We start from the raw sequence: 23340 nt of genomic DNA, 5'->3' as shown, positions 1-23340 counted from the left end.
GGCCGCGCCGACGGCCCTCTGGGCGGTTCAGCTGACCGAGGACTTCTTTTGCACGTCGTGATGCCCGTGGAGAATACCCAACCGCTCGCCACGGGTCATGCCCGTTCGTGGAGACCATTTCAGATCTTGACCGTGTCGGTGGGTTGGCACGCTCAGTTCCAGCGTCTCGCGCTCGGAGCTTCCGTTCGGCGGGCAGGCGGGCAGGCCAGCATGTTCAATGTCCCAGCCGTTGGACACGGCTTGCGTCAGGGAGTCGTCCTGCGAAGACAGGTCCGCAAGCCGGGGGAACTCCGGACGCGTGGCGCATTCCAGGTAGCGCGTGAGCAAGCCGATATAGTCCGACAGTTCGTCACGGCGCGCGCGCATCGTCTTGACCCGCGCAGCCAGCAGCTTTGCCTGCGGGTCGTTCAATCCATGTTCGAGAATATGGTCAAAGACCTCCAGCGCGGGCAGCAGAAGTTCATGCAGGACGGGTGCGGTGACGTCGCTCAGGCTATTGTCCGCGACGGTTTCGCCACCGAAGGGAGGGGTGAAAACAGCAGATATGTCGCCGAGGGTACGGACGATCCTGACACTGGCCGAGGCAGACCCGTCTGCTGCCACATGGGTCAGAACCCGCAAACCATGCATGACCAGATTGGGAATCTGCAGCTGAAAATCCGTGTGACTGAACACGGCAGAATCTTCGACGTGGGCAAGATGTTCGTGGATGATCTGGCAGACATCAGGATGAAGTGCTTCGTGAATCGGGGTGGGCGCGTCCAGCATCATACGGGTCGAATGCTTCGGGAATCGGGCCCTGGCATTGGCAAGAAACCAAGTGGAAAACGGTTCGGCGCGTGTGAGCCAGATCTCCAAAGTACCGCTATCGCAAAGAGAATCTCTATTCATGGTTGCGCCGGCTCCCTTGGAATCGTTAATTTGGACTTGCGATCGGAGCTGCAGGCAGACTCGATCTGTTAAGCATGTGTAAACCAGATTGGTGAATAAGAGCTTAACGCTTGGGAAAGTGACGGCGGCGCCAGAAGGGCCTTGGGGATGAGTGAGTCGGATACTGTTCTGACAGTCGTGGGGATTGCCGCGTCTGCGGGAGGGCTCGAGGCCATGTCGCTGCTTGCGCAGCATCTGCCCTTGGACCTGAATTGTGCCTATATCCTTGCGCAGCACATGTCCCCGCACCACGCCAGCGTGATGCCCACCCTGATTTCGCGCGAAACGCGGCTAAAGGTGAAAGCCGTGCAGGAAAGCATGCAGCTGGAACCGAACACCATTTACGTGCCCGTCCCGAAATCCGACCTTGTCGTCGAGGATGGTCAGGTCCAGTTGCGCGAACCTTCCGGTCAGCCAGCCGAGCCCAAACCCTCGGCTGACCGGCTGTTCCGGTCTATTGCCGAAAAATATGGGGAACATAGCGTCGGGATCGTGCTGTCCGGAACCGGCAGTGATGGCAGCTATGGCGTGCAAGCCATCCGCGAGGCTGGTGGAATCACCATCGCGCAGGACAGTGCGTCGGCGAAATATGACACCATGCCGTCTTCGGCGGTGGAATCCGGTGCCGTTGATCTGATCCTTTCACCACGTCAGATCGGCGAACAGCTTCGGACCATCCTGGAGCGGCCACGCGATTTTTCGGAACTCCAGACGCTCATCGACCAGCCGACCGAATACGATGACCTGTTCCACTTGCTGCAGGCCCGCAGCCGGGTGAACTTTCGCCACTATAAGGAAACCACGGTCAGCCGCCGCATCCAGCGCCGCATGATCGCCATCGGCTTTGAAGACTACGCGCAATATGTCGAGTACTGTCGCAACAACCTCGAGGAACTCGATGCCCTGTTCCGAGATTTGCTGATCTCGGTCACCCGGTTCTTTCGTGATCCCGATCAATTCGATGCCCTTCAGACGGAGATGGCAAGCTATCTGAGCGAGGCGCGCGGTCGGCCGATCCGGGTCTGGGTGCCGGGGTGCGCGTCGGGCGAGGAAGCGTATTCCATTGCGTTCATTATCTGCGAGCTGCTGGGCCTGACCGGCAAGGACAGCGATGTCTCGGTGCAGATCTTTGCCACTGACCTGGATACCGCGGCCCTGGCGCGCGGGCGGGCGGGAGTTTACCCCTCTGCCGCGGCGGCCGGTATCCCGGACACCATGCTGCGCAAGTATTTCACGCTGACGGACAACCTGCTGCGCGTGAAACCCGAGGTGCGCAAGATGGTGCTGTTCTCGCAGCACAACGTGTTTCAGGACCCGCCGTTTTCTGAAATCGACCTGGTGAGTTTCCGTAACACGCTGATCTACTTTGAATCCTCGCTGCAGGAAAAGGTAATGTCGCGCGTGCTTTATGCGCTGCGCCCCGGCGGGTTGCTGTTCCTCGGGAACTCTGAAAATGTCGGAGAACTGGAACCCTATTTCCAGCAGGTCGCTGAACGGACTCGCCTGTTCCGCAAGCGGTCGTCGGCCAGTTTCGATCAGAAGGCCTTGGTCCGTTTCGGCATTCCGCCACGTCGGCAATCCAGGGCCAAGACCATTCCGTCAGCTCTGGACGAGGATGCTTCGGATCGTGACAACATGTTCGAGGTGCTGGCAGCCTCGGTCGCGCCGGTCGGATTTCTCGTGAACGAGCAGAAGGACCTCGTGCGGATCTTAGGCGACATTAGTGATTTCACCAAGGTCACCGATGCGGTGCGCGGCCGCCTGACCACCAACACGCTGAAGCAGGAACTGGCGTCGGAGGCGGCAAGCCTGATCCCGCTTTGCCTGAAATACAACAAGGCGCGGGACGGGTTGTGGCGCAAGATGCTGGGGCATGGCTTCAACCGCGTGCGCCTGCGCGGCTACCCGATCTCCATGCCGAACGAGAAAAAGACCCGTTACGTACTGGTGTCGATCGAGACGCAACTGGTCGAAAACGCCACCGGCACCCTCGAAGCCCGCAGCGGCGACGAGCAGGATTCGAACTACCTGACCTACGTCGAGAATGAACTGGCCGATGCCCGCGAGGCCTTGCAGATCACCATGGAGGAACTGCAGACCTCGAACGAGGAATTGCAATCGACCAACGAGGAGCTTCAGTCCACCAACGAGGAGCTTCAGTCCACGAACGAAGAACTGGAAACCTCGAACGAGGAATTGCAGTCCACGAACGAGGAACTGATCACCGTCAACGAGGAACTGCTCATCAACACCGACGAGCTGAACAAGCTGGTGGTCGAGCAGAGTGCCATCCTCGAAGCGTTGCCATTGCCCTTGCTGGTGCTCGACCAGATGCTGAACGTAAAGAGCGCCTCGAAGACGGCGATAAAGGTGTTCAACCTGTCGGAGCGTGGCGCCAGCCTGGGTCATATCAGTCAGGTGGCCCTGCCCAACGACGCCTTTCCCAAGCTCGTGGATGTCTGCAGCAAGGCGCTGACCCGTCGCGAACAGGACGTGCTGCATTTCGAAAGCAACGGGCGGCGGCAGTCGCTGCACATCGCGCCGTACTTCATTCAGGAAAATGATCTGGTCGGTCTGACCGTGATTCTCGAGCCACGGTCAGAAGAAGACTGAGTTGCCAAGGGGGTGTCGATCAGGTCGGATCGACGACCCCCATCGCAATGGCGCGCAGCGCGGTGATCGACGGGATAAAGAAGTAGTCCCCGCCCCGGCATTCGACCACCGTGTCGAGCCTGCTCATCGTGTAGGGGCACGTACCGGACGCCGGGTCAGCGGGAATGGCCATCCGCTTGTGGTGTTCGTGGTTTCCCAGAAGGGGGCAAGTGTCATTGCCCTGATGGAAATCCAGCCCGTACTGGATCCATTGTTGCTGGATGAATTCGAACTGCCGGAACAATGAGGCGCAGAGGATCATCATCGTGACGCCCTGTTCGGTCTCGTCGGTCTGCTGGTCGGCGGGCAGCGTGCCATAGGGCAGGCCGCGGCGCATGATCCGCCGGCGCTTGTTCAGGGCGGTTGTGGCCTCGGGGTTGTCAGCCTTGGCGTCGGTGGCGTTCAGCGGGTCGAGGTAATCACGGGTATTTACGCGGCGCATGTGTGCGCCGAGCGGCGTCTTGTAGCCTTGCATGTCATTGGCGTAACGAAAATTCGCGGCCTCGGGCTTGTCGAGGTAGGCGATCTGCGCGGCAAAGCGAGCCATGGCGGTGTCGGCTTCAAAGCCTTCGGCCTTGCGCATGTCCATCCACTTGGCGTGCGTCGGCGCGGCGGCCAACGGGATGCCATCGGGCCAGCGTCCGACCATCTTCGCGCGCAGGGTGACGTCTGCCTCCTCCTGCGAAATCCCCTGCACGCGGGCATAGCGTGCGGCCTCGTCGCTCACTGTCCGCCGAAAGGTGGCCACGTTCTCGTGCAGCTTGCGATAGGCCATGAAGCTGCCGTTGCGCATGAACTCCGGCGGGTGGGCGCTGGGCGGCAGTTCCTGGGCTTCGTCCGGGTGGCCGAGGATGAACTCGCCGGGGTTCAGTGGCTGCCAGCCGCCGTTGTCCTTTGATCCCATGCGTTTGCCGCGCCCGACGACGCGCTCGCGCTCTTCCTTCGCGGGCAGTTGCCCGGCAAAGACCGGATCGCCAATCCCGTCGGTAAAGCCGAAGTGCTCGCGCGGGGTCGGCAGCCAAAGACCGTCAATCTGGTCGAACACGGCCTGAGCATCGTGCCATGGGTCCGTCCCGCTGGCGCCGTTTCCTTCGATCAGTCGCACGCCCCCGTTGCTGTCACAAAGGTCGCGCAGGGTCTGTGTCATGCGCGCCAGGTCGTCGACAGGCTCGACGACTTTCAACAGAGGATCTTTTGGATTCAAGTCCTTATGAGAATTGTCAGCTGACAATTTCCGCTGAGCGTTCAGGGAAATCCAGACGTGTACATCGTGGTCGTTGTCGATGCAGCGGTTGTCCTGCCAGATCTGGTCCCAGTGCTTGTCCCATTTGCCAAGAGCGCTTTCCGGGACGGTCTGGTCGCGGTCTCCCAGCAGGAAAGCGCGGTCCTTCATCCCGGCGATGAATTCCTCGGGCATGCCTTGCAGCACCCGGTTGGACAGCTGCAACCGATAGAGCCCCATGAAGGTGAAACCGACGTTCAGGGTGCAGGGCGGCTTGTCCTCGGGCTTGGGCCAGCGGGCGGCGGTGGTCACGTAGGGCAAAAGATCGTTGACGAAGGCACGGCCCTTCGCAGCGTGGCTGATGTTGAAGAACATGTACCGCGCGAAAGGGTAGGAGTAGCGGCCATAGGCCCGCGCCACGTTGCCCTGAATATCGTCGAGGTCGAGGCGGTAGCTCATGACGTGGCCCTCGCGGGTTCGGTGGGGAGGCTGGGGGAGCGGATGACGCCGGGGGCCTGCGTCGGACCATCGAGGTCGTCGGGCGCGTGCAATGCCAGCCATATGCCAAAGGCCGCGTGGATCGCCTCGGGCGTCTCACCCTGCATGTCGATCACGAAGTCCGAGAATTTCTGCTGGATATACAACCCCTTCAACACGCTGCGCAAGTCATCGTATTGCGCCGGGGGCAGGGGTTTCTCGCCATTCCGGATCGCGTAACGCACGGAGAGGATGAAGGCCACACAGGCCAGCGCCCCCGCGATAATCATGGTCCAGATCGGGTTGCCACCAACGAGGGGCATGTCCCACTCGGTGAACAGCGCCAGCAGGAAGGCAAGGCAGGCCACGGCCGCGGGCAGCAGGACGGCAGCGGCCAGCGGCTTCAGCGGCAGGCGGTTGAAGGCCTTCAGCAGCTGGTCCTGTGGCATGATGTAATAGTCGTGGAAGGGCATCGTCGTCTGCACGTGGCAGCGTTCGAGGTAGTCGGCAAAGCCCTTGGCGTCCGTTACCCCGTCGAAGCCGTGGCAGTTCGAATAGATCGCCGCCAGCTCCTCGCCCATGGTGGTCCAGAGCTCTTCGGCATAGGTGCGGCGGACCTTCTCCTGCTCGCCTTTCGACAGGGTGGCGGGCAGGGGATCGCCCGTTCGGGTCACCGCGTCGATGTCGGCGCAGAACACGAGGTAGGAGCAGTTGAGGTAGTCGATGTGCTGCGGCAGGGCGGGGTTCCCGGCGTCCTTGTCGCCCGCCAGCGCCTTGATCGAGGACTTGATGGCATCATGCCCCTCGCGCCCGTTGTAGACCACGTCGTCCAGCACGAACATCCTTGCGAGGTGGGTGCGCTGGTTGCGGGCGAACGGGCTGCCAAGGCCGGTGTCCACCGTCGCAGGGGACTGGTGCGCGACAGGCAGTTCCACCAGCGCATTGCGCAGCCGCTGACGCCATGACCAATGGCCGTGGCCCTTGATGGCGCAAGTGCCGTCCTTCACCGGCGCAAGGGTCGTCAGGAAGATATGGCCCGAGTCGAAATCCGGCATGGTCAGGATCCTTCCTGCTCGGGCAGGCCCTCGGAGAGGGCGCGCTGGGTGTCGAAATCTTCCTGCGCCTGCCTGACAAACCTTTCGCGGTTCTGGTCGGCGCGTTCGGTGTCGAGGCTGGCGACAGGGCCGAACCCGGGATCGCCCAGATGGTTCTGGACGCGATACATGGCGTCCTTCCACGCCTTGGCAAAGTCTTCGGCGGACTGGCCGGCATGGGCCTTTTGCAGGTTCAGCACGGTGTCATAGACCGTAAGGGCTGCCTTCACATCGCGCTGCGCCGAGCCGGGCGTCGCGTTGTAATAGTGGTCGGTGTAGATCTGGTTGTGGGTGATGTAGGTCTTGAACGGCGTGATCGGGATCGACAGCGGGTATTTCGTCGCCGTGTACCAGAAGAGGTCCAGACCCTTTGGAATCCCGTCGGAAAACGCGTCGATATACTGGTCCCATGTGCCGTTGAAATTCGACAGGAACAGCATGTAGTCGTTCTGCAACTGGTGCTGCTTGCCCTGGCCCAGGTCGGGCCAGTCGTCGGGTTTGATGATGACCCAGCGGGCAAAGTGAATGAGCGACAGACCCAGCAGCCCAAGGAGGTTCTCGGGCAACCCTCGTGCCACCATGAAGAGCAGGCGGTTGACCCAGGTGATGCGTGGATGGCTGGGCGTGACCACATTCATGGCATAGGCCTTGCCCGCGATGTTGGACATCGGAAACCCTCACGTGCTGAAATGCTTTACGCTAGGGTAACGTTTGAAGGGATTCGCGCAATAGTTGATATTTGCGGTCTGAGGGCGGCCTGGGACGGCAAAGGAAAGGCCCGCGCTCTGGCGAGGCGGGCCTGTGAGATCACTTTGCGCGGGGCTTGCGGCTGGGGGCTGCATCGCCGCCCTTGGACTTCACCTTGAAGCGCGGGTCATCGGGGCGGGCGTCGCTTCCGGGCTTCCCAGCATAGGGTTTGCCCGAACTCTTGCCCGCAGGCTTGCCCTTGAAAGGCTTGTCGCCGGGTTTGCCTTTGCCCTTGAAGGGCGCATCGCCGGGTTTCCCCTTCGGCTTGCCAAAGGTCTTGCGATCACCGTCCTTGCCGCGCGGCGCATCCATGCGCATGTCGGTGCGCATGGCATTGGGGCGCGTGGTCTTGGGCTTCTCCGCCGGGGCGTCGTCGCGACGTGCGGCGGGGCGCTTGTCAAAGCTCTTTGCCGGACGGCTCTCTGCCCTGTTCTCGGAACGCGGCTCGCGCTTTTCAAAGGTCTTCTCCGCGCGCGGCTTCGGCTTGTCCGCCGAGGCATCGGCGCGCGGGCGTTCTGTCCGGGACTCGTCGCGCGGCGGGCGGCTGTCCTTGCGCGGCGGACGCGGGCGGTCGGAATCGCCGAAATCCTTGCGGCCACCGTGGCGCGGCCCCTTGTCGAAGGGCTTGCCCCCGAAACGACCATCCGGACGGCCACCGGGTTTGCCGCCCGGCCGACCGCCGCCCGGACGCTGGGGCATGTCGGGTTCGCCATCCAGCGCGCGCAGGGTGATGTCCTTTTCAAGGACTCCCTGACCGTCGACGGCGTTCAGCAGGGGCTGCACGCCAGCCTCGGCGACCTCGACATAGGTTTCGGTATCGGCCACGCGGATGCGCCCGATCTGGGCCTTGTCGATATTCCCGGCGCGCAGCAGCAGCGGCAGCAGCCAGCGCGGCTCGGCCCCCTGGTCGCGTCCGACCGACAGGGCGACCCACTTCGACGGGCCAAAGGGCGCGCGTTCGGCGCGCTCGGTCTTCGTACCGGGCTGGTGCAGTTCCTCGGGAGCGGACAGGCCCTTTTGGTACATGCGCAGGCAGGCTGCGGCGATCTGTTCGGTCGAGAAACTGTCGATCAGGCGCGCGGCAAAGGCGGCTTCTTCCTCGGTGATCGGATCGGACCATGCGGGCAGGGCCATCAGGCGCTCTTCGTCCTTGGCGGCGATCTCCTCGGGCGATGGGGCGGTGCCCCAGGTCGCGTCGATCTTGGCCCAGCCCAGCAGGCGCTGCGCCTTCTTCACGTCGCGGTCGGACACGATCAGCGCCGAGGTGCCCTTGCGCCCGGCGCGACCGGTGCGGCCCGACCGGTGGGTCAGGGTCTCGGTGTTGGACGGCAGATCGGCGTGGATCACCAGTTCGAGGTTCGGCAGGTCGATGCCGCGCGCCGCGACGTCGGTCGCCACGCAGACCTTCGCCCGCCCGTCACGCAGCGCCTGAAGCGCATGGCTGCGCTCGTCCTGGCTCAGCTCGCCCGACAGCGCCACAACGGCAAAGCCCCGGTTGGCAAAGCGCGCCACGAGGCGGTTCACCGCAGCGCGGGTGTTGGCAAAGACGATGGCATTGGGTGCATCGTGGTAGCGCAGCAGGTTGATGATCGCGTGTTCCACGTCCGAGGGGATGCACTGCACGGCGCGGTATTCGATGTCGGAGTGCTGCTCGCCCTTCACCTGCGTAGTGATGCGCTGGGCATCGCGCTGGTAGCTTTCCGCGAGGCGGGCAATGGCGGGCGGCACGGTGGCCGAGAACAGCAGCGTGCGGCGATCCTCGGGGGATTCCGAGAGCATGAATTCCAGGTCCTCGCGGAAGCCGAGGTCCAGCATCTCGTCCGCCTCGTCCAGCACGATGGCGCGCAGCGCCGACAGGTCCAGCGAGCCGCGCTCGATGTGGTCGCGCAGGCGGCCCGGGGTGCCGACGACGATATGCGCGCCGCGTTCCAGCGCGCGGCGCTCGGTGCGTGCATCCATGCCGCCGATGCAGGACACGACCCATGCGCCGGTCTTGGCATAAAGCCACGACAGTTCGCGCTGCACCTGCAGGGCCAGTTCGCGCGTCGGTGCCACGACCAGCGCCATGGGCGCGGCGGGCGGCGGCAGGGTGCCGTCCTCGCCCAGAAGCGTCGGCGCGATGGCGAGGCCAAAGCCCACGGTCTTGCCCGACCCGGTCTGTGCCGAGACCAACAGGTCCTGCTCGGCCAGTTCCGGCGCGGTCACGGCCTGCTGCACATCGGTCAGCGTGGTATATCCGCGCTCGGCGAGCGCTTCGTTCAGGGGGGTCAGCATCGGGGGAAGTCCATCAGGGAGCGCACGAAAGGGCGTAAGCGGTGGCTCCTACAGCAGACTCACCGCGTTGTCCATCTAGGAATGCGCGGCATTCTGTGCAGATCGGGGGAGGCGTCACCCCCCCTGGCCCCCTCCCGCGTATCTTCACGATGACGAAGGAGGGCGCCGAGCGTTGTCAGCCGAGGGTCTCGCGCACGGCCTGAGCGGTTTTCGACGCGATTTCCTCCGCTTCCACCTTGGTCAGGCAGAGAGGAGGGGCGAAGCCCAGGATGTCGCCTTGCGGCATGGCGCGGGCAATGACACCCTTTGCCAGCAGCGCGGCAGCGAGGCTGTAGCCCACCTTTTGCGAAGGATCGAAGAAGGTGCGGCTATCGCGGTCCGCCACGAATTCGATCGCTGCGAGCATACCCTCACCACGGATTTCGCCGACATTGGGGTGATCGGCCAGCGCATCGCGCATGGCGGCGCGCAGGTGGGCGCCAACGTCAGATGCGTTCTGCACGAGGCCCAGTTCGTCGATGAGCTTGAGGTTGGCAACGCCCGCCGCAGCCCCGATGGGGTGGGCGGAGTAGGTCCAGCCGTGGCCGATGGGACCATTCTCGTCGGTGCCCTGTTCGAGGACCTTCCACATGCGGTCGCCCACGATGGAGCCCGACAGCGGCGCGTAGGCGGAGGTCAGGCCCTTGGCGATGGTGATGAGGTCCGGTTTCAGGCCGTAGTGATCCGAACCGAACATGCTGCCCAGCCGCCCGAAGCCCGTCACCACCTCGTCTGCGATCAGCAGGATGTCGTGCTTTTCGAGGATGGGCTGGATCGCCTGCCAGTAACCTGCGGGCGGGGGCACGATGCCGCCCGTGCCCAGCACCGGTTCACCGATGAAGGCCGCGATGGTGTCGGCGCCCTCGCGTTCGATCAGCGCCTCAAGTTCGGCGGCGCAATGGGCGACGAAGTCCGCCTCGGACATGGTCAGGTCGGGGCGGCGGTAGTAGTAGGGTGCCTCGGTATGGATTACCTGCGCCAGCGGCAGGTCGAATTTCTTGTGAAACAGTTCGAGGCCGGTGAGCGAGCCGGTCATCAGGCCGGAGCCGTGGTAGCCGCGCCAGCGCGAGATGATCTTTTTCTTTTGCGGCAGGCCACGGATGTTGTTGTAGTACCAGACCAGCTTGATGTTGGTCTCGTTGGCGTCCGAGCCAGAGAGGCCGAAATAGACCTTGGACATGTGCGACGGCGCACGGTCGAGGACCATCTTGGACAGGGTGATCGAGGCCTCGGTGCCGTGACCGACATAGGCGTGGTAATAGGCCAGTTCCTTCGCCTGTTCGGCGATGGCCTCGGCGATTTGCGGGCGACCGTAGCCTACGTTCACGCAGTAGAGCCCCGCAAAGGCATCAAGTAGCCGGTTGCCGTCACGATCCGTGATGTGGCAGCCCTCGCCGCCGGTGATTACGCGGGTGGGGGTTTCACCGCGCGCGTGCTGGGCAAGATGGGTCGAGGGGTGGAAGAAGTTCTCGCGGTCCCACTGGGACAGCTGGTCGTTGGTCAGCATTCGGGTCCTCCGGTCATGCGGCTGCGCGCCGCGGGTGTGGTTTCACGGAGGACCTGGGCCAAACCTTGGACTGCGCGTCTTCGGGGTGCCTTGGGCTCCGCGAATCCCGGCAGCAGCGCGCAATGCCTTTATTGTCGGGATTGCCCGGTTTTTAGCCGATCTGTCGCGGGTTGGCCAGTGGGCGGCGCTGCTGGCGTTGACCTTAAGGCGTGTTGACTGCCACGGCTGAAGGCGGAACGATGAAATATTGAACAGGAGGCCGCCATGTCCGTCATGCAAAGGACCGAAGAGCTGATGGGCGACTTGATCGCTTTTCCGACGGTGTCGGCGGACAGCAATCGCGATCTGATCGACTGGGCTGCCGACCGGCTGGAGCATCACGGCGCGCGCTGCGAGGTGATGACCGACGACAGCGGGGCCAAGGCGAACCTCTGGGCCACGTTTGGGCCGGAAGTGGACGACGGGCTGGTGCTGTCGGGGCATAGCGACGTGGTCCCGGCGGAGGAGCCGAACTGGACGTCGGATCCCTTTGTCATGGAAGAGCGCGAGGATCGCCTGTACGGGCGCGGCACCTGTGACATGAAGGGTTTTATCGCCTGCGTCATGGGGATGGCGCCGAACTTCGCCACGTGGAAACTGGCGAAACCGATCCATGTGGCGCTGACCTACGACGAGGAGGTAGGGTGTTACGGCGCGCGGGCGCTGGTGGATACGCTGGCGCGGCAGGGGGTGCGGCCCGGCATGGCTCTGCTGGGCGAACCCACGATGATGCGGGTGATCGACGGTCACAAGGGCTGCTGCGAGTACACGACGCATTTCAACGGCTGTGAGGGGCATGGCTCGGCCCCGGATCGCGGGGTGAACGCGGCGGTCTATGCGACGCGCTACGCTTCGAAGTTGATGGAGCTGGAGGCAGAGCTGCGCGGGCGAGTGCCACGGCATAGTCCGTTCGTGCCGCCTTGGTCGACGATTAACATCGGGCGCATCGCGGCGGGGGCGGCGCGCAACGTGATCGCCGGGCAGGCCGAGATCGAGTGGGAGATGCGTCCCGTCACGCCGCTGGACACCATGCACGTGCTGTCGGAAATCGACCGCTACGCTGTGCAACTGATGACCGAGATGCAGCGTGTCGACCCGACATCGACCATCCTGCGCGAGGTGATCGGCGAGGTCGCGGGACTGATGCCCGAGGAAGGTAACCGCATGGCCGAGATCGCCTGCGCGCTGACCGGGGCGAATGGCTGCGACGTGGTGTCCTTTGGCACCGAGGCGGGACTGTTCCAGTCGCTGGGCACGCAATGCGTGGTCTGCGGGCCGGGGTCCATCGAGCAGGCGCACCGGGCGGATGAATTCATCGCCCGGTCGCAGGTGAAGGCCTGCCTGGACATGCTAGGCGGCTTGCAGCGCTATCTCGTCTGAGCCGTCAGACGAGGGGCATGAAGGCAGGCCAGGCCTCGGGGTCGGCCACGGTCTTGTCGCGGCAGGTCGGGTTGCAGAAGCCGAAGGTACGGCCATCCATCTCCATCAGGTAGGTGGGCGCGTTGCCCGAGTAGGGGCAGGCGGCGTTCTCGGGCGTGCCTTCCGCCACGGCGCGGGCGGGGCGCGGGGCCGGGCCGGGCCATGGCTTGGTCGTGAGGTCCATGGCGTATTTTGCCATATCTTCGCCAACGACCAGTCCCAGAGACCGCCAGCGGCGGAAGGCCGGGTCGTTCAAGTGGCGGTGGACGTAGGCCTCCGCGGCCGGGCTGACCGGCAAGTCGTAGGTGGCGATGCGAGCGGCCACCGGCGCAAAGAACGCATCGGCGGCGGAGTAGTCGCCCGCCAGCCACGGTCCACCGGACGTCTCCAGCGCGTGGGACCAGAGGGTCTCGATCCGGGCGAGGTCGCTTTTCACGTCCTCCGATGGGGTGAAATCCGAGTAGGCGACACGCAGTTTCATCGGGCATGCCCCGCGCAGGGCGGAAAACCCCGAGTGCATTTCCGCCGCGAGGTTCCGCGCCAGCGCCCGCAGCGCCGGGTCGGCGGGCCAGATCCCGGCGTCGGGGTGGCGCGTGGCGAGTTCCTCGGCGATCGCGAGGCTGTCCCACACGACATGGCTCTCGGGCGTGACCCATGTGGGCACCGTGCGGGCGGGCGCATACTCCGGCATTTGGGCGGGAACGTCTCCGGTCGAGAGGTCGACCAGCCGGATCGACACCGGGATATCGAACCGATGAAACAGCAGCCAGCCACGCAGCGACCAGCTGGAAAAGGCGTAATCACCGATGATCAGGGTTCCGGACGCGGCCTTGGACATTGACTTTCTCCACTTTGGATAACGGGAGGTTAAAGCGTTGGCATCGTTCAGGGAAATTCACCTTTGTGGCAAACCCCATCAAGAATGCACATGGATGGTGCGCACTTTATGGGAACTTTTTTGCCGGTCGCAGTGAACCTTTGCGCAGCGTCATGCGTAGTACATGCAAATCCCCGATCAAGGGGGACCACGGCACGACTTGGGGGTACCATGGCACTCGACGGCTTCAACGATCAGACAATGTCCCGACGGGCGATGAAGGCGGAATTGCTGGATGCAGAGACGGAACTGCGGCTGGCCTATGCATGGCGCGACGAGGGTGACGTCGAAGCGTTGCATCGCCTCATTCAAGCGTACATGCGGCTCGCGATCTCCATGGCGGCCAAGTTCAAACGCTATGGCGCACCGATGAACGATCTGATCCAGGAAGCGGGCCTCGGCCTGATGAAGGCCGCAGACAAGTTCGACCCGGATCGCGGTGTGCGGTTTTCGACCTATGCCGTCTGGTGGATCAAGGCGTCCATCCAAGATTATGTGATGCGCAACTGGTCCATGGTTCGCACCGGCTCTACGTCCTCGCAAAAGGCGCTGTTCTTCAACATGCGTCGCGTGCAGGCGCGGCTGGAACGCGAGGCGCAGGCCGAGGGGCAGCAGTTGGACGGCTACCAGCTGCGCCACATGATTGCCTCGGAAATCGGCGTACCGCTGCGCGACGTCGAGATGATGGAGGGGCGGCTGTCCGGCTCGGACTTCTCGCTCAACGCCACGCAGTCCGTTGACGATGAGGGCCGCGAGTGGATTGATGCTCTGGAAGACGACAGTGCGCAAAGCGCAGAGATCGTCGAGAATGCCCACGACACGGAATGTCTGCGCGGTTGGTTGGTGCAGGCCATGGTGTCCTTAAACGAACGCGAGCGCTTCATCGTCCGTGAACGCAAACTGCGAGAGGAGCCGCGGACGCTGGAATCCTTGGGTGTGGAGCTGAACCTATCCAAGGAGCGTGTGCGCCAGCTGGAGGCGGCCGCTTTTGGCAAGATGCGCAAGGCGCTTGAAGCTCAAAGCGGGGAAGTGCAACACTTCCTGGCATGAAACACCTGCTGACAGCCATTGCGGCCTTGACCTTCATGACCCCCGCGGCATTTGCCGACGGGGGTTTTGGCTCTGACGTGATCTTTCTGGGAGAGGTGCACGACAATCCGGCCCACCATGCGCGACAGTCTGAGCTGGTGGCAGAGATCAAGCCTTCGGCGGTGGTCTGGGAAATGCTGACAGGCGTGCGCGCTTCTGCGATTACCGAGGAAATGCTGAGCAGCGAGAAAGTTCTTGGGCCGTTCCTGTACTGGGAGGAAAATGGCTGGCCGGATTTCGCCATGTATTATCCCATCTTTACGGCCTCCGATGCCCAGCATTTTGGCGCCGCCCTCCCGCGCGACGAAGCTCGGCGCGTGATGGGGGAGCCGGTGGCGGATGTTTTCGGCACGAATGCAGAGCTTTTCGGGCTGGATCAGCCCCTGTCTGATACGGAGCAGCAGGCACGCGAAGCCTTGCAGATGGCCGCACATTGCGATGCCCTGCCCGAAGAAATGCTGCCGATGATGGTGGATATCCAGCGGCTTCGCGATGCCCGGATTGCGGCAGTGGTGCGGGAGGCTCTGGTTGCAACTGGCGGTCCGGTGGTCGTCATCACCGGCAACGGCCACGCACGCAAGGATTGGGGCGCGCCGGCTGCGTTGAAAATGGCCATGCCGGAGGTGTCTGTGTATGCGCTGGGGCAGGGGGAAAGCGACACCTCGCCGGAGGGCACCTTCGACGCCGTTGAATATGCACCTGGTGTGGACCGTGAAGATCCCTGCGCGACGTTCAATAAAGGCGGCTGACCGGAGGATGTCCGGGACTCAGCTACGCTGATCGACCTCGCCAGTCTGCTCCGCGCGGCGAAGTGCGGCAAGATCGGCCACAGCGCGGGCGCGTTGCGCGTCCGCCATGGACGCGATCTGGCGATCTGCGCTGGAGGGTTCCGCCGGAGCGAGGGCCGCAGCCTTCACTTGGTTCATCTTGTCTATGGTGGCTTGGGGATCGCCCTCTACCGGGGCGACGTCGATGGGCACTTCGCCCCCGATGGCGTAGCGTTGCCCATCGGGGCCCGCCTGGTAGGTGTAACTCGCGCCTCCCGCCAGGGCGCCACCGACGCTTTTGTGGGCCTGTTCATGTGCGCGGACTTCGCGGTCGCGGGCCTGCAACTTGGACACCATATTACGGTCGGCTTCTGAGAGGGCGGCGTCGTCGGCCTTTGCCACGGGTTTGACGCTGTCGTCCTTGGCCTGCGCGGCGCGCGCATCGGACATCTTCTGATGATAGGCGGCCATCAGAGGGGCGACGGCATCCCAACCGGCCTTTTGAGATGTGGGGTCGACTGCTGCCATGCGACTCTTCCCTTTGCGGACGCTGAGAGGGTAGGGTGCAGCCGTTAACGGCTTGTTTCAATCCACCGGATTGAATGAAATTGGAAAGAGATCGAATGAGCGCGGGTGTTTTGGCGGGCAAGCGGATCCTGTTGATCGTGGGCGGAGGAATCGCGGCCTACAAGTGCCTTGACCTCGTTCGCCGCCTCAGGGAGCGCGGCGCGGCCGTGACGCCCGTCATGACACGCGCGGCTGCCGAATTCGTCACGCCGCTCAGCTTGTCTGCGCTGGCAGGGGAGGAAGTCCACCGCGACCTTTTCGACCTGACGAAGGAAGCTGAAATGGGGCATATCCAGCTAAGCCGCGTGGCCGATCTGGTGGTCGTCGCCCCGGCAACGGCAGATTTGATGGCCAAGATGGCAGGCGGTCAGGCAGACGACCTCGCATCGACGCTGCTGATGGCGACGGATACGCCGGTGATGATCGCCCCCGCCATGAACGTCCGCATGTGGGAACACCCCGCGACGCAGCGCAACCTTGCAACGCTCAGGGGCGACGGCATTGCCGTGGTTGGGCCGAATGCCGGTGACATGGCCTGTGGAGAATACGGTCCGGGCCGCATGGCCGAGCCTCTGGAGATTGTTGCGGCCATCGAAGGCGCGCTGGCGGACGGTCCGCTGAAGGGGCGACGAATCCTTGTGACCTCCGGTCCGACGCACGAACCAATTGATCCCGTTCGTTACATCGCCAATCGTTCCTCTGGCGCTCAGGGGACAGCGATTGCCAATGCCCTGCGGGATCTGGGGGCCGACGTGGTCTTTGTCACCGGCCCGGCCGAGGTGGCGCGTCCCACGGGCGTGCGCTTGATCGAGGTCGAGAGCGCGCGCGAGATGCGTGAAGCCGTCATGCAGGCGTTGCCGGTCGATGCAGGGGTCTTTGCCGCTGCCGTTGCGGATTGGCGGGTGAAAACGGCGTCCGGCTCGAAAATCAAGAAAGAGGCGGGCAAGCTGCCGGTTCTCGAATTCGAGGAAAATCCCGATATCCTGCGCGAGGTGTCTGGTTTGGAAAACGGGCGGCCCTCGCTCGTGGTCGGTTTCGCTGCCGAGACGGACGACGTGGTGGCCCACGCAATGGCAAAACGTGCGCGGAAGGGCTGCGACTGGATCGTGGCAAACGATGTCTCTCCGGGCACCGGGATCATGGGTGGCACTGAAAACGCCGTTGTCCTGATCACGGCAGAGGGGGCAGAAGAATGGCCCCGGGCCGACAAAGGCGAGGTCGCACGGCGCCTGGCCGAGCGGATCGCGTCAGCGTTGTCGGTCGTCGCAGGCAAGAAGATCTGTCCCGTATGCGGGCATGTGTTTGTCGGTCGAGGCTGGGATGGCATAGATGCACACTGGCGGGCCATGCATGACGATGTGATGCCCTATGAGAAGGCGTGGCCGCTGTTGAAGGCTGGCACTTACCCGGGCGCGCAGTGAGGGGGCAAGCGGTGCAATCATGACCACGGCAACAATTGTATTCGCCTGGGAGCCGGAGGCTGACACGGCGCTGGGCCTGCCAATCTATGCCACCACTGGCGCTGCCGGCGCGGACCTGAAGGCGAATTTCCCGGACCGGGAGGCGGTCCATTTGGCCCCCGGCGCTCGGACCCTGGTGCCGACCGGATTGCGTCTGGCCATTCCTGACGGGTTCGAAGTGCAGATCCGGCCGCGTTCGGGTTTGGCGCTGAAGCACGGAATCACGCTGCCCAACGCACCCGGGACGATTGACAGCGACTATCGGGGACCGCTGGGCGTCATCGTGATGAATGCCGGGCAAGAGCCCTTCACCATCGCGCATGGAGACCGGATCGCACAGATGGTCGTGGCGCCGGTGGTGCAGGCCGTATTCGTGGTGGCAGACGACTTGTCGGAGACTGAGCGCGGCGATGGCGGCTTTGGATCGACGGGGATCACCGGGGGACGCGGCTGATGCTGCTCATGCTGCTGGTGGCGGCGGGTCTATGGGGGCTGGGCGTGGTCATGGGGACATCCCGGCGCGCGCGCCTTGGCACCTTGGCGGCGCTTTACCTCGTTGTTCTGGCAGTGCATGTGGGGCTGGCCTCCGGCCATCCCCTGCGTCTGGCGGTGGGTGGAGATCTACGCGGCTGGCTGATCCTTGGCGGGATCGCCGCGCTGGTTGCGGTTTACGCGCTTGCAGTGCGTGGATTGAAGGCGCGGGCAGAGGAGGGTGACGTGACCGAAGAACCTGCGCGCGGAGAGTTCCGCCCCGGAGAGCTGGATCGCTATGCCCGGCACATCGTGCTGCGAGAAATCGGCGGCCTTGGCCAGCGGCGGTTGAAAGAGGCGCGCGTTCTGGTCGTTGGTGCCGGTGGGCTGGGGTCTCCGGCTTTGCTGTATCTGGCGGCTGCAGGTGTCGGTACGATCGGCGTGATCGACGACGATGAGGTCGACGCAGGCAACCTGCAACGGCAGATCATCCATACGGATTCGGGTATCGGGATGCCCAAGGTCTTCTCGGCAGAGAAGGCCATGAAGGCGCTGAACCCATACGTCGAGGTCAGGCCGTACAAGCGGCGGCTGGACGAAGAGATCGCGGCAACCCTTCTGGCCGACTATGATGTCGTGCTGGACGGAACGGACAATTTCGGCACCCGCTATCTGGTGAACAAAGCCTGCGTGGCGGCTGGAAAACCGCTGATTTCGGGCGCCCTCAGCCAGTGGGAGGGGCAGGTTTCCGTGTTCCATCCCGCCGAGGACGGGCCTTGCTACCAGTGCATCTTTCCCGAAGCCCCCGCACCGGGGCTGGCACCCAGTTGCGCCGAGGCCGGCGTTCTGGGGCCGCTGCCCGGCGTGGTCGGCAGCATGATGGCGGTCGAGTGTATAAAACTGATCGCCGGGGCAGGGTCGGTGCTGCGTGGTGAGATGCTGATCTACGACGCACTTTGGGGCGAAACCCGAAAGATCGGCCTGAAGCGCCGGGCGGATTGCGCCTGCTGCGGGGAGAAGGGGTGAAACCCCGACCTATGCTGCGCTGGGCCGGTCATCTGGCCGTAGTCTTGGCTCTGACTGCGCTGACCCAGTTGGGAGGTCTGGCATGGATCGGCGCCGTGTTGATGCGGCGACGGTGGCTGTTCGTCGTCTTCTATGCGCTTCTGTGGGGCGCAGCCTGGGTTGCTGCGCCCATGGCTGGCCGCGTCGCATTGCCCTGCACGGGCGATGTGCTGCGAATGCAATCACCGGTTTATTGCGTCGCGATGCGGAACTTCGTGACGCCGGAAATGGCTCTGGTCGCGCAGGGCGCCGCAGAGGCGGTCGCCCGGCAGTATCCCGGCACCGTGACGCTGGCCCTGGATGGCGGGTTGCCATTCCTCGATGGATTTCCCCTGTTGCCGCATCTCAGTCACGACGATGGCGAGAAGCTGGATCTGGCATTTTACTACGCCGACGAAGCCTATGCGCCGGGTCGGAGCCGGTCACCCATCGGATATTTCGCGTTCGAGGCGCTGGACGCACCGGTTTGCCCGCCGGCTTGGCTGACGTTGAGATGGGATTTGAGGTGGTTGCAGCCGCTCTGGTCGGCGTCGGATTTGCAGGTCGAGGAGGCTCGGACAGTGGCGCTGATCCATGCTCTCGAAACCGACGCGCGCGTGGCGAAGATCTTTGTCGAGCCCCCTTTGCTGCAGCGCTGGGGACTGGCGGGGCCGAAGCTGCGGTTCCAGGGCTGTCGTGCCGCGCGGCATGACGATCATGTGCATGTTCAGCTCTGAGGCCGGATGCCGTTTGGTTGCGTCGTTCGGCCAGCAAGAAACGGGATGGCGTGATTGAAGCGGTAAGGATTGAGGCTTAGGTTTCGGGTAAGCCTTATGGAGATGCTTCATGACCAACCCCTTGCTGGCCGACTGGGACACACCCTTCGGCATCGCGCCGTTCGACCAAATTTCGGATGAGGATTTCGCCCCCGCCGTGGACGTGGCGCTGGCCGAGCACCTGTCGGAGATCGAGGCAATCGCCAACTCCGCAGAGACACCGACCTTCGCCAATACGATCGAGGCCATGGAAGGCGCGGGCGAGGCGCTGGACAAGGTGCTGGGTGTGTTCTTCAACGTGGCCGGGGCCGACAGCAACGAGGCGCGGCAGGCGCTTCAGCGCGCGTTCTCGCCCAAGCTGGCGGCGCATTCCTCGGCCATTTACTCCAATGAAAAGCTGTTCGCCCGCGTTGCAGATCTATGGGAACGGCGCGAGACGCTGGGGCTGAGCGACGAGGAAGCGCGCGTGCTCTACCTGTCGCATCGCGGTTTCGTCCGTGCCGGCGCGGCGTTGCAGGGCGAAGACGCCGAGCGGATGAAGGCTGTGAAGGAGCGGCTGGCCGTCTTGGGGACCGATTTCACCCAGAACCTGCTGAAGGACGAATCCGACTGGTCGATGGATCTGGCAGAGGAGGATCTGGAAGGCCTGCCGGGATTCGTGGTCGATGCTGCGCGGTCCTCGGGCGAGGCGCTGGGCAAGGCCGGGCCTGTGGTTACCCTGTCGCGGTCGTTGATCGTGCCGTTCCTGCAGTTTTCGCCGCGCCGCGCGCTTCGTGAAAAGGCTTGGCGTGCGTGGTCCATGCGCGGGGAAAACGGCGGTGCGACGGACAATCGCGGCATCGCTGCGGAAACGTTGAAGCTGCGCGAGGAAAGGGCAAAGCTGCTGGGCTACCCGGATTTTGCCCATTTCAAGCTTGAGCCGGAGATGGCGGGCACGCCGGAAAAGGTGCGCGACCTGCTGATGGCCGTCTGGGAACCCGCGAAGGCGGCGGCCCTGCGCGATCAGGCCGAGATGGAGGCGATGCTTGCCGCCGATGGCGTCAGCGGCCCCTTGGAGCCTTGGGACTGGCGTTACTACGCGGAGAAACGGCGCAAGGCTTTGCATGATCTCGATGAGGCAGAGCTGAAGCCCTACCTGCAACTGGAACGGATGATCGAGGCCTCCTTCGCCTGCGCCAACCGCCTGTTCGGACTGGAATTCGCGGCGCTGGATGTGCTGCTTTACCATTCGGATGCGCGCGCTTGGGAAGTCACGAAGGACGGTGCGCATGTGGCCGTGTTCATCGGTGACTATTTCGCCCGCGCGTCGAAGCGGTCGGGCGCGTGGTGTTCCGCCTTCCGGTCGCAGGCCAAGCGGCCTCGTGTCGAGACGCCCATCGTCGTCAATGTCTGCAATTTTGCCAAACCGTCAGCAGGCAAGCCCGCGTTGTTGTCCTATGACGACGCGCGCACGCTGTTCCACGAGTTTGGCCACGCGCTGCACCAGATGTTGTCCGATGTGGAGTTCGGGTCGGTGTCCGGCACCTCGGTCGCGCGGGATTTTGTCGAGTTGCCATCACAGTTGTATGAACACTGGCTGGAAGTCCCCGAGGTGCTGGCGGAATTCGCCACCCATGCGGAGACCGGCGAGCCGATGCCGGAGGTCCTGCTGGACAAGGTGCTGAAGGCCGCGACCTTCGACATGGGCTTTCAGACCGTGGAATATGTGGCCTCGGCGATGGTGGATCTGGAGTTTCACAGCGGTGACGCTCCGGCAGACCCGATGCAGAAACAGGCCGAAGTCCTCGAAGGGCTCGGCATGCCGCGCGCCATCACGATGCGCCATGCGACGCCGCATTTCGCCCATGTCTTTGCCGGGGACGGGTATTCCAGCGGCTACTACAGCTACATGTGGTCCGAGGTGATGGACGCCGACGCATTCGCGGCCTTCGAAGAAGCCGGCGGTGCGTTCGATCCGGTCGTCGCCGGAAAGCTTCAGGAGTTCATCCTGTCGAAGGGTGGGTCCGAGGAGGCCGAGGACTTGTACCTGCAGTTCCGCGGCAGAATGCCCGGGGTCGATGCCCTGTTGAAGGGGCGCGGTCTCGCAGCCTGAGGGGGAGTCGGGGCATAGCCCCGACCTACGCCCACCCCTGTGTTGCACCTAGAAGGGGGCGCGCTCCAGCGTGAACCCTTCTTTCTCCAGCAAGCTCAGGATCCCGTCCACGCCGGCCAGATGCGCTGCGCCGAAGGCGGCGACGACGCTGCCCTCGGTGGTCTCCAGCGAGTCGAGGATGACCGGGATCCAGGCGGCGTTGCGCTCCTTCAGCAGTGCGCCGTTCATGAAGTCATTTACCGCATCATTTTCTTCGGCGCTGAGCGGCGTCAGGCGCGGGCCCAGCACTTCGAGCACGATCTGTCCCTCGGCGGCGCGCTCGGTGAAATAGCTGTTCAGCATGGTCTCGAAGAGGTCTTCGTTCGTGTCGGGGGATGCGAGCGCGGCACGGATCATCGCAAGCTGCGTGTCCATCGGGATGTCGTCGAACAGGCGAAAGAATGTGTCGTAGGCCTCAAGGGACTGCGTCGGAACACCCTGCGCCTGCGCGGCGGCTTCGAGCCGAAAATCCAGACCGTCCTTCTTTTGCAGCAATTCGGTCATGCAGGAGGGAACCGAAAGAAGCATCGAGACATACCACGGCTGCATCTGCGCGCCGATGAAAGGCGGCATCCCGCGTGCATCCAGGGCCGCCGAAAGCGCCTGCCAATCTTCCTCGGACAGCATGTCAGGCAGGGTCTTGCCCTTCAGCATGAAGACCGAGGGATCGGTCAGAATTCCTTTTTCCATCTGTTTCTGATCGGCTTCGGTCATCTCGAGCAACAACAGGGCCGCATCGTCCATCAGTGGTGACAAGCGGCTGACAGGGCCATCAAGGCGGGTGTCCGAGATATGCATCGTACCCACGAGATGCAGGACTTCGTCCCCCTTGCGTGCGATCCAGTGGTTGCCTTCGGCGTAGGGCATGGTGCCGAGTTGGGCATCGACCTGCGCGCGGTCATCGGGCAGCAGCCCGGGCATAAGGTCTTGGCCGGTGCATTCGGCCTGGGCGGCGCTGACGAGGCCGAGCCAGAGCAGCAGTGGCGTGAACAATCGTTTCATCGGTACTCCTTGCGTTGGCCGTAATGTCGGGGGAATGGGGGCGCTGGACAAGGGGCGACTGCTGCGGAAGATAGGCGCATGAAGCGGGAAAGCGAATTGTACGGGCCAGTGAAGGCGCTGCTGGAGCGGCAGGGCTATACGGTCAAGGGTGAGGTCGGCGCGGCGGACATGGTTGCGCTGCGCGATGACGATGCGCCGGTGATCGTTGAACTTAAGCTGAAGTTGTCGCTGTCACTGTTCCACCAGGCCGTGACGCGTCTGAAGGTGACGGACCACGTCTACATCGCCGTTCCGAAACCCTCCGGGCGAACGGCGCGGCGGGCGTTGAAGGACAATCTTTCGCTGTGCAGGCGGCTGGGGCTGGGCTTTATCACGGTGCTGGAGGATGGCCGCGTCGAGGTACAGTGCGATCCCGGCCCCTATGCGCCGCGCCAGGACAAACGGAAGGCTGCGCGACTGCTGCGTGAATTCCATGCGCTGCGCGGCGATCCCAATGACGGAGGCGCGACACGCCATGGCATCGTGACGGCCTATCGTCAGGATGCCTTGGCCTGTGCGGCTTTCCTGATCGAACACGGCTCCAGCCGTGGGCAGGATGTTGCCAGGGCGACGGGCGTCACGCGGGCCACGACGGTCATGCGGGACAACCACTACGGCTGGTTCGAAAAGGTCGAAAAGGGCGTATACGGTCTGACCGCAGAGGGACAGAACGGTCTGGTACATTGGGCCGGCTCCTGGGAGGATGCCGACACGTGA

19 protein-coding genes are annotated in these 23340 nt (G+C 63.7%); 10 read left to right on the top strand and 9 right to left on the bottom strand.

Annotation, left to right across the window (positions count from 1 at the left end; genetic code table 11):
• Nucleotides 1-27 precede the first annotated feature (27 nt).
• Nucleotides 28-891: a hypothetical protein gene (locus tag ACP16H_RS16045; RefSeq protein WP_425073256.1), complete on the bottom strand. Its 864-nt coding sequence runs from the start codon at nt 889-891 to the stop codon at nt 28-30.
• A 147-nt stretch (nt 892-1038) separates the two neighbouring features.
• On the opposite strand from ACP16H_RS16045, the gene ACP16H_RS16040 reads away from it, so the two are divergent.
• Nucleotides 1039-3543 carry a chemotaxis protein CheB gene (locus ACP16H_RS16040; RefSeq protein WP_425073255.1) on the top strand — a complete coding sequence of 835 codons (2505 nt, stop codon included), beginning with the start codon at nt 1039-1041 and terminating at the stop codon, nt 3541-3543.
• A gap of 19 nt (nt 3544-3562) precedes the next feature.
• On the opposite strand, the gene ACP16H_RS16035 is transcribed toward ACP16H_RS16040, so the two are convergent.
• The 5 genes from ACP16H_RS16035 to ACP16H_RS16015 form a co-directional block, all read right to left on the bottom strand.
• Nucleotides 3563-5263 (bottom strand): Dyp-type peroxidase, encoded by a 1701-nt coding sequence (locus ACP16H_RS16035; protein ID WP_425073254.1) that lies wholly within the window; start codon nt 5261-5263, stop codon nt 3563-3565.
• Entirely contained in the window at nt 5260-6336 is a 1077-nt protein-coding gene (locus ACP16H_RS16030; RefSeq protein WP_425073253.1) for a hypothetical protein, read from the bottom strand. The genes ACP16H_RS16035 and ACP16H_RS16030 overlap by 4 nt, the downstream gene beginning before the upstream one ends.
• 2 nt (nt 6337-6338) lie before the next feature.
• Entirely contained in the window at nt 6339-7043 is a 705-nt protein-coding gene (locus ACP16H_RS16025) for a hypothetical protein (RefSeq protein WP_425073252.1), read from the bottom strand.
• Nucleotides 7044-7182: 139 nt separating this feature from the next.
• Nucleotides 7183-9396 carry a DEAD/DEAH box helicase gene (locus tag ACP16H_RS16020; protein WP_425073251.1) on the bottom strand — a complete coding sequence of 738 codons (2214 nt, stop codon included), beginning with the start codon at nt 9394-9396 and terminating at the stop codon, nt 7183-7185.
• Between the two features lie 175 nt (nt 9397-9571).
• Nucleotides 9572-10942, bottom strand: a complete 1371-nt coding sequence (locus ACP16H_RS16015; RefSeq protein ID WP_425073250.1) for an aspartate aminotransferase family protein — start codon at nt 10940-10942, stop codon at nt 9572-9574.
• Between the two features lie 264 nt (nt 10943-11206).
• Between ACP16H_RS16015 and argE the strand changes: the two genes are divergently transcribed.
• The gene (gene argE, locus ACP16H_RS16010) at nt 11207-12361 is read left to right on the top strand and encodes an acetylornithine deacetylase (RefSeq protein ID WP_425073249.1); all 1155 of its coding nucleotides are present in this window, start codon (nt 11207-11209) and stop codon (nt 12359-12361) included.
• 4 nt (nt 12362-12365) lie between these two features.
• On the opposite strand, the gene ACP16H_RS16005 is transcribed toward argE, so the two are convergent.
• A complete protein-coding gene (locus ACP16H_RS16005) occupies nt 12366-13238 on the bottom strand; it encodes a glutathione S-transferase N-terminal domain-containing protein (RefSeq protein ID WP_425073248.1) in 873 nt (290 codons plus the stop codon).
• 210 nt (nt 13239-13448) lie between these two features.
• Here ACP16H_RS16005 and ACP16H_RS16000 point away from each other — a divergent pair, with 210 nt between their 5' ends.
• Nucleotides 13449-14327, top strand: coding sequence for an RNA polymerase factor sigma-32 (locus ACP16H_RS16000; protein WP_425073247.1), 879 nt, complete (start codon nt 13449-13451; stop codon nt 14325-14327).
• Nucleotides 14324-15115: a ChaN family lipoprotein gene (locus ACP16H_RS15995; protein ID WP_425073246.1), complete on the top strand. Its 792-nt coding sequence runs from the start codon at nt 14324-14326 to the stop codon at nt 15113-15115. Before ACP16H_RS16000 ends, ACP16H_RS15995 begins: the two co-directional genes overlap by 4 nt.
• A gap of 18 nt (nt 15116-15133) precedes the next feature.
• Here the strand turns inward: ACP16H_RS15995 and ACP16H_RS15990 are convergent, their stop codons facing one another.
• The gene (locus tag ACP16H_RS15990; protein WP_425073245.1) at nt 15134-15661 is read right to left on the bottom strand and encodes a putative metalloprotease CJM1_0395 family protein; all 528 of its coding nucleotides are present in this window, start codon (nt 15659-15661) and stop codon (nt 15134-15136) included.
• Nucleotides 15662-15756: 95 nt separating this feature from the next.
• On the opposite strand from ACP16H_RS15990, the gene coaBC reads away from it, so the two are divergent.
• The 5 genes from coaBC to ACP16H_RS15965 all read left to right on the top strand — a co-directional run bounded on the left by coaBC (nt 15757) and on the right by ACP16H_RS15965 (nt 21543).
• Nucleotides 15757-17121 carry a bifunctional phosphopantothenoylcysteine decarboxylase/phosphopantothenate--cysteine ligase CoaBC gene (gene coaBC / locus ACP16H_RS15985; protein WP_425073244.1) on the top strand — a complete coding sequence of 455 codons (1365 nt, stop codon included), beginning with the start codon at nt 15757-15759 and terminating at the stop codon, nt 17119-17121.
• Between the two features lie 19 nt (nt 17122-17140).
• On the top strand, nt 17141-17614 hold the full coding sequence (dut, locus tag ACP16H_RS15980) for a dUTP diphosphatase (protein ID WP_425073243.1): 474 nt from the start codon (nt 17141-17143) through the stop codon (nt 17612-17614).
• A complete protein-coding gene (locus ACP16H_RS15975) occupies nt 17614-18657 on the top strand; it encodes a HesA/MoeB/ThiF family protein (RefSeq protein WP_425073242.1) in 1044 nt (347 codons plus the stop codon). Before dut ends, ACP16H_RS15975 begins: the two co-directional genes overlap by 1 nt.
• 11 nt (nt 18658-18668) lie before the next feature.
• The gene (locus tag ACP16H_RS15970; protein WP_425073241.1) at nt 18669-19412 is read left to right on the top strand and encodes a hypothetical protein; all 744 of its coding nucleotides are present in this window, start codon (nt 18669-18671) and stop codon (nt 19410-19412) included.
• A 109-nt stretch (nt 19413-19521) separates the two neighbouring features.
• Nucleotides 19522-21543: a M3 family metallopeptidase gene (locus tag ACP16H_RS15965; protein ID WP_425073240.1), complete on the top strand. Its 2022-nt coding sequence runs from the start codon at nt 19522-19524 to the stop codon at nt 21541-21543.
• Between the two features lie 48 nt (nt 21544-21591).
• Here ACP16H_RS15965 and ACP16H_RS15960 read toward each other — a convergent pair whose 3' ends face one another.
• Entirely contained in the window at nt 21592-22584 is a 993-nt protein-coding gene (locus tag ACP16H_RS15960) for a TraB/GumN family protein (protein WP_425073239.1), read from the bottom strand.
• Nucleotides 22585-22662: 78 nt separating this feature from the next.
• On the opposite strand from ACP16H_RS15960, the gene ACP16H_RS15955 reads away from it, so the two are divergent.
• Nucleotides 22663-23340, top strand: coding sequence for a DUF2161 domain-containing phosphodiesterase (locus tag ACP16H_RS15955; RefSeq protein ID WP_425073238.1), 678 nt, complete (start codon nt 22663-22665; stop codon nt 23338-23340).

The organism is Sagittula sp. S175 (assembly GCF_049800975.1).
GTDB lineage: Bacteria > Pseudomonadota > Alphaproteobacteria > Rhodobacterales > Rhodobacteraceae > Sagittula.
This window is presented reverse-complemented; position numbering and strand designations above follow the sequence as displayed.